The organism is Kitasatospora sp. NPDC047058 (assembly GCF_040643935.1).
GTDB lineage: Bacteria > Actinomycetota > Actinomycetes > Streptomycetales > Streptomycetaceae > Kitasatospora.
The window spans coordinates 23,538-29,959 of record NZ_JBEYVJ010000071.1 but is presented as its reverse complement, the minus strand read 5'-3'; the positions used below and the strand labels follow the sequence as shown (position 1 = coordinate 29,959).

6 protein-coding genes are annotated in these 6,422 nt (G+C 70.8%); 5 read left to right on the top strand and 1 reads right to left on the bottom strand.

Going from position 1 to position 6,422, the window contains the following annotated elements:
• Positions 1 to 69: 69 nt before the first annotated feature.
• A complete protein-coding gene (locus tag ABZ885_RS14205; RefSeq protein ID WP_360187465.1) occupies positions 70 to 1,359 on the bottom strand; it encodes an extracellular solute-binding protein in 1,290 nt (429 codons plus the stop codon).
• 335 nt (positions 1,360 to 1,694) lie between these two features.
• Here ABZ885_RS14205 and ABZ885_RS14200 point away from each other — a divergent pair, with 335 nt between their 5' ends.
• From ABZ885_RS14200 to ABZ885_RS14180, 5 genes are all read left to right on the top strand, one after another.
• Positions 1,695 to 2,498, top strand: coding sequence for a GntR family transcriptional regulator (locus tag ABZ885_RS14200; protein ID WP_360187463.1), 804 nt, complete (start codon positions 1,695 to 1,697; stop codon positions 2,496 to 2,498).
• A 342-nt stretch (positions 2,499 to 2,840) separates the two neighbouring features.
• Positions 2,841 to 3,110 (top strand): DUF3311 domain-containing protein, encoded by a 270-nt coding sequence (locus tag ABZ885_RS14195; RefSeq protein WP_360187461.1) that lies wholly within the window; start codon positions 2,841 to 2,843, stop codon positions 3,108 to 3,110.
• Complete coding sequence (gene mctP / locus ABZ885_RS14190; RefSeq protein WP_360187460.1) at positions 3,107 to 4,711, top strand: monocarboxylate uptake permease MctP; 1,605 nt, start codon at positions 3,107 to 3,109, stop codon at positions 4,709 to 4,711. Before ABZ885_RS14195 ends, mctP begins: the two co-directional genes overlap by 4 nt.
• 162 nt (positions 4,712 to 4,873) lie before the next feature.
• A complete protein-coding gene (locus ABZ885_RS14185; protein WP_360187458.1) occupies positions 4,874 to 5,722 on the top strand; it encodes a histidine phosphatase family protein in 849 nt (282 codons plus the stop codon).
• 83 nt (positions 5,723 to 5,805) lie between these two features.
• A complete protein-coding gene (locus tag ABZ885_RS14180) occupies positions 5,806 to 6,300 on the top strand; it encodes an N-acetyltransferase (RefSeq protein ID WP_360187457.1) in 495 nt (164 codons plus the stop codon).
• Positions 6,301 to 6,422 lie beyond the last annotated feature (122 nt).

The following is a 6,422-nucleotide window of genomic DNA, read 5'->3' as shown; positions in this document are numbered from 1 at the left end:
CGCAGGTCGGCGTCGTCGTAGAGGTGCCGGAACCCCGCCGGGAGCCGGTGAGCGACGCCGCTCGACTGCTTACTGCTTCTGGTTGAGACGCTTCGCGATCTCGTCGTCGGCCTTCTTGGCAGCGGCCGCGTAGTCACCCGTCAGGGCGCCGGTCAGGAACTCCTTGATCGGGTTCGGCTCGTTCTCCACGTTCGCCCAGTTCGGGGTGTTCGGGGTGATCGCGCCGTTGGCGGAGGCCGGCAGGGCGGCCTTCGCGAAGTCGCCGGTGACCTGGCTGTTCAGCGCGGCCTTGTTCGGGACGTTGCCCGCGGCCGCGACCAGGCCCTCGTTCTTGTCGTTGAGGGCGATCTTGAGGAAGTCCTTGGCCATGTCGGTGTTCTTGCTGGCCTGGGCGACGGCCAGGTTCGACCCGCCGAGGAACACGCCGGAGGACTTGTCGGCGGTCTTGCCCGGGAGCGGGAAGAAGCCGATCTTGCTCGCCGGCAGGACGTCCTCCTTCGGGAGCTCCCAGCCGAGGCCGATGATGGCGCCGATGTCGCCCTTGCCGAAGACGTCCTTCTGCTGCGGGGTGGCCTCGTCCTTGTCCTTCGGACCGGTGGCCGAGTAGCTCTGCAGCTTCTTGTAGGTCTCGAAGGCCTTCTGCGCCTCGGGGGAGGACAGGCCGCCGGCCCACTTGTCGCCGTCCTTCTTGGCCAGCTTGCCGCCCTCGCTGGTGAGGAGGCCGAAGTAGGTGTACCACTCCTGGCCCGGCATGTAGATCGGGTCGGTGACGCCCGCCGTGGCCTTCAGCTTGTCCAGGTCGGCGTAGAACTCGTCCAGCGTCTTCGGCGCGGCGCTCAGGCCGGCCTTGGCCCACAGGTCCTTGTTGTAGGCGACGACGCGGTTGGTGACGAACCACGGGGCGGCGTACTGCTTGCCCTCCAGGATCGCCGAGTCGTTCTGGTTCGCCGCCCAGTCGGCACCGCCCAGGGCGGCCTTGTCCTTGGTGATGTCGAGCAGACCACCGGTGGCGGCGTAGCCCGCGGTCTGGGTGTTGCCGACCTCGAGCACGTCGACGGAGCCCTCGGACAGCGCGGCGGTGACCTTGGCGCCGATGCCGTTCCACTTCTGGATCTGGAAGTCGACCTTGGCGCCCGGGTAGGCGGTCTCGAAGTCGGCCTTGACGGAGTCCGTCCAGCCCTTCGGGGCGGAGCCGTCCATCAGCCACACGGTCAGGGTCTTGCCGCTGTAGCTCTTGGCCGCGGCGGAGGACGAGCCGCCCTTGGCGTCGCCACCGTCCTTCTTGGCGTCCGAACCACAAGCCGCCACGCCGACGACCATTGCTGCGACGCCGACCGCCGCGATGAGCTGACGCTTCACGCCATCCTCCTGAGGGATGCCTGGGTTACCCCCGTCGGGCGGCAGCGGCAGACCCGCGCAAAGCGGGAGGAATGAGCCGCGGACCCCAGCGGACGGGTGGGGGGATTCGTAGAGACCGGCCTAGTGGTGTAGACCAGCTGCCTGGAGCTTGGCCTAGACCAATGGGCGTGTCAACGCTTGTTCGAGCTATCCGGACCACCCGTTATCAAGCCGACACCGCACATCGTTCATCGCGTGATGAGGTATTCGTTCCGTAGCCATACATGCAACGATGTGAGCTGTTAACGATGTGGCGGGGCCCCCAAAGGCCGCGCGAGAAGCGGGAGACAGGTCCGATGAGCAGCGACGGGGGCAGCACGGCCCAGGTCAACGACCCCCAGGTGAAGAACCTCCCGACGCAGGGCGCGGACCCGACCGCACGGGTGCCGAAGTACTACGGCCTCAAGCGCCACCTGCTGCAGCTCACCGAGACCCAGCCCGCCGGCACCCCCGTCCCGCCGGAGCGGGCGCTGGCCGCCCAGTTCGACACCTCGCGCACCACCGTCCGCCAGGCCCTCCAGGAGCTGGTGGTCGAGGGGCGGCTGGAGCGCATCCAGGGCAAGGGCACCTTCGTCGCCAAGCCCAAGGTCGCCCAGGCCCTCCAGCTGACCTCCTACACCGAGGACATGCGCGCCCAGGGCCTGGAGCCCACCTCCCGGCTGATCGAGATCGGCTACATCACCGCCGACGACCGGCTCGCCCCGCTGCTCGACATCAAGCCCGGCGGCCGGGTGCTGCGGATCGAGCGGCTCCGGCTGGCCAACGGCGACCCGATGGCGATCGAGGTGGCCCACCTCTCCGCCAAGCGCTTCCCCGCCCTGCGCCGCAACCTGGCCAAGCACAACTCGCTGTACGCGGCCCTGCGCGAGGTGTACGGCGTCACCGTGGCCGAGGCCGAGGAGACCATCGAGACCACCCTGGCCACCCCGCGCGAGGCCGGCCTGCTCGGCTCCGACCTCGGCCTGCCGATGCTCCAGCTCTCCCGGCACTCCTTCGACGCCGAGGGCGACCCGGTGGAGTGGGTGCGCTCGATCTACCGCGGCGACCGCTACAAGTTCATCACCCGGCTGAAGCGCCCGGAGCAGCCCGGTCAGGAGTAGCCCTGAAGGAGCAGTCCGGGCAGGACCCCGCAGGAGCAGTCCGGGCACCCCCTTCGGCCCTCCGTGCCACCGGGCACCGGCGTACGCGGGCGCGTACGCCGGTGCCCGTTGCGTTCGGGCAGCGTGCGAGCGTCCGGATGGCGGGAAGTTCTGTCATATCCGGTGACATGGATCACTTCATGCTCTAGATTTCGCGACCGTACTGACTGCTGATCACCACCGGTGCTGCTCGGCGGGCTCACGGGGGGCGCGTGCGACTCCTCAGGGTTGCGGCGCCCAGGGGGTGAACCCTCCGAGCGGAGCCGAACCATGTCGTCAGACCTCGATGCCACCGAACCTGTCATGCCCGAGCCACCCGGCCCGACTCCCGTTCCCGCGGTGACGCCGGAGCGCGTGCTGGCCGGGCTCGCCCTGCTCGTCCCGATCGTGGCGATGCTCTGGGTGTCCTCGTACGACAAGACCGACCCGTACCAGGGCGGGGTGCCGTTCTTCTACTGGTACCAGCTGCTCTGGGTGCCGGTCTCGGCCGTGTTCACGGTCGCCGCGTACCTGCTGGTCAACCGGGACGAGAAGGCCCGCAAGGCCGTCCGGAAGGCGGGTGGCGCGCGATGAACGGCGTCAACGTCACGGCCCTGACCGTGTTCGTGCTCTTCTTCCTGCTGGTCACCGTGATGGGCTTCCTCGCCTCGCGCTGGCGCAAGGCCGACGACGCCCTGCACCTGGACGAGTGGGGCCTGGGCGGCCGCAGCTTCGGGACCTGGGTCACCTGGTTCCTGCTCGGCGGCGACCTCTACACCGCCTACACCTTCGTGGCCGTCCCGGCCGCCGTGTACGCGACCGGCGCGGCCGGGTTCTTCGCGGTGCCGTACACGATCATCGCGTACCCGCTGGTGTTCCTCTTCCTGCCCCGGCTCTGGTCCGTCTCCCGGGTGCACGGCTACGTCACCCCGGCCGACTTCGTGCGCGGGCGCTACGGCTCCAAGCCGCTCTCGCTGGTCGTGGCGCTGACCGGGATCCTGGCCACCATGCCGTACATCGCGCTGCAGCTGGTCGGCATCCAGGCGGTGCTGGACGTGCTGGGCGTCGGCGGCGGCGCGGACGCCAACTGGTTCGTCAAGGACCTGCCGCTGTTCATCGCCTTCGGCGTGCTGGCCGCGTACACCTACTCCTCCGGGCTGCGGGCCCCGGCGCTGATCGCGTTCGTCAAGGACGCCCTGGTCTACATCGTGATCATCGTCGCGGTGATCTACATCCCGATCCGGCTGGGCGGCTACGGGCACATCTTCGAGGCGGCCGGCCAGAAGTTCAGCGCGTCCAAGGCGCTGACCGTGCCGGAGAACAAGCAGTGGACGTACGCCACGCTGGCACTCGGCTCGGCGCTGGCCCTGTTCATGTACCCGCACTCGGTGACCGGCGTGCTGGCCTCCAAGTCCCGCAACACCGTCCGCCGCAACATGGCGATCATGCCCGCGTACTCGCTGATGCTGGGCCTGCTGGCCCTGCTCGGCTTCATGGCGATCGCGGCCGGCATCGGCAAGGGCGACAAGAAGTTCAACGCCCAGCTCTCGGTGCCGCAGCTGTTCGAGAACATGTTCCCGGACTGGTTCACCGGCGTCGCCTTCGCGGCGATCGGGATCGGCGCGCTGGTGCCCGCCGCGATCATGTCGATCGCGGCGGCCAACCTGTTCACCCGCAACGTCTACAAGGAGTACCTGAAGCCGGCCGCCACCCCGGCCGACGAGACCCGGGTCGCCAAGATCGCCTCGCTGCTGGTGAAGGTCGGCGCGCTGGCCTTCGTGCTCACCATGGACAAGCAGGCGGCGATCAACCTGCAGCTGCTCGGCGGCCTCTGGATCCTGCAGACCTTCGTCTCCATCGTCGGCGGCCTGTTCACCCGCTGGTTCCACCACTGGGCGCTGTTCGCCGGGTGGCTGGCCGGCATGGTCTACGGCACCTGGAAGGCCTACGGCATCGCCAGCCCCGCCACCAAGCACTTCGGCGGCAACGCGGCCGAGATCCCCGGCATCGGCGAGATCGGCTACATCGGGCTGACCGCCTTCGTGCTGAACCTGCTGGTCGCGGTCGTGCTCACGCTGGTGCTCAAGGCGGTCGGGGCGCCGGAGGGCCCGGACGAGACCCGGCCGGGCGACTACAGCGCCGAATCCGGTGACGAAGAGCTGAAGAACGCGCCGGAGCCCGTGGCGGCGCACTGATTGGCCGTGCGCGCGCCCTGTGATCGTGCCGTCTCCCCCGTGAACACTGGGGGAGGCGGCGCGATCATATGTATGAACGGCCGCACGCACCGGGTACCACCGGACGAGCCGGCAGCCGGCCGGCCGACCGGCCCACTGATCGACCCACGGGGAGCAGCGGCGATGGCAGAAACCGGCACCACTCTCAACGGCCAGCACCAGTCCGCCCACGCGCCGGGCGCACCGCTCGGCGCGGCGGCGGCGCCGGTCGTCACGGCGCCGCCCGGCGCAGGGCCCGTCACGACGGCGCCCGTCACGGCGCCGGCGCCGGAGACCCGGCTGCCGTCCGTCCTGATCGCCACCCGGCACGGCGAGTCCACCGCCAACGTGGAGTTCCAGCTGGCCGAGGCGGCCGGCGCGCTGAGCGTGCCGATCAGCTGCCGGGACGCCGACATCCCGCTGTCGCTGCACGGCCGGCAGCAGGCCCAGGCCCTCGGCCGCTGGTGGGCCGGCCTGCCCAGCGCCGACCGCCCGCGCAGCGTCTGGTGCTCGCCGTACGTGCGCACCGCCGAGACCGCCCGGATCGCGCTCGCCCAGGCCGCCGGGCTGGGCGCCGTCCCGGTCTCGCTGCCCGTCCGCTACGACGAACGGCTGCGCGACCGCGAACTGGGCGTCCTGGAGATGCTGCCCAAGGCCGCCATCGAGGCCAAGCACCCCGAGGAGGCCGCCAGACGGCGCAAGATGGGCGAGCTGTACTACCGGCCGCCCGGCGGCGAGTCCTGGGCGGACGTGGCGCTGCGGGTGCGCAGCCTGCTCCGCGACCTCTGCGCCGAGGAGGCCGGCCGGCCCGTGCTGCTGGTCGCGCACGACTGCACGGTGCTGATGCTCCGCTACGCGCTGGACCGGCTCACCGAGGCGCAGCTGACCGCGCTGGAGCCGGTGCGCAACTGCTCCACCAGCCTCTGGCGCGCCGCGGACGGACGGCTGCGCCCGGCGCACTGGAACGAGACCGGGCACCTGGCAGCGGACTGAGCCCGACCCGGTCCGGCCCCGGACCACCGCCCGCCCGCCGACCCGGCGGCCGCCGCGGGCGGCCGCTCCGGCAGACTGGCCGGATGGACATCGTCATCCGCCCCGCCCGGGAAGAGGACCTCGAAGCCGCCGGCCGGATCAGCGTCGAGGCCTTCGTCGGCGAGGGCTTCACCGCGCCCGACAGCCCGTACGCCGGGCTCCTGCGCGACACCGCCCGCCGGGCCCGGGAGGCCGAGCTGCTCGTCGCGGCCGACCCGGCCGACGGGCGGGTGCTCGGCTGCGTGACCTTCGCCGCGGGCGGCACGGAGTGGGCCGACATCGCGACCCCTGAGGAGGGCGAGATCCGGATGCTGGCCACCGCCACGGCCGCCCGCGGCCGGGGCGTCGGCGAGGCGCTGGTCCGGGCCTGCGTGGCCCGCAGCCGCGAACTCGGCCTGGCCGGGATGGCCTTCTCCACCCGCCCGGACATGACGACCGCCCACCGGATCTACGAGCGGCTCGGCTTCCGGCGCACGCCCGGCCGCGACTGGGCGCCGCGCCCCGGCATGGACCTGCTGGTGTACACGATGGCGTTCTGACGGTCGGTTCGCCCCCGGAGCGTCCTTCGTCCGGGTAGCCGACGGACGATCAAAGCAGGTCTTTTGATATAAACCTCTGATCGAGACACGTCGTGGTAGCCCATCGATCCGGGGAGTTGCAC

Excerpts from the sequence above, each read along its gene's own strand:
- ABZ885_RS14200 (WP_360187463.1), top strand. The coding sequence starts at position 1,695 with ATGAGCAGCGACGGGGGCAGCACGGCCCAGGTCAACGACCCCCAGGTG.
- ABZ885_RS14195 (WP_360187461.1), top strand. The coding sequence starts at position 2,841 with ATGCCCGAGCCACCCGGCCCGACTCCCGTTCCCGCGGTGACGCCGGAG.
- mctP (WP_360187460.1), top strand. The coding sequence starts at position 3,107 with ATGAACGGCGTCAACGTCACGGCCCTGACCGTGTTCGTGCTCTTCTTC.
- ABZ885_RS14185 (WP_360187458.1), top strand. The coding sequence starts at position 4,874 with ATGGCAGAAACCGGCACCACTCTCAACGGCCAGCACCAGTCCGCCCAC.
- ABZ885_RS14180 (WP_360187457.1), top strand. The coding sequence starts at position 5,806 with ATGGACATCGTCATCCGCCCCGCCCGGGAAGAGGACCTCGAAGCCGCC.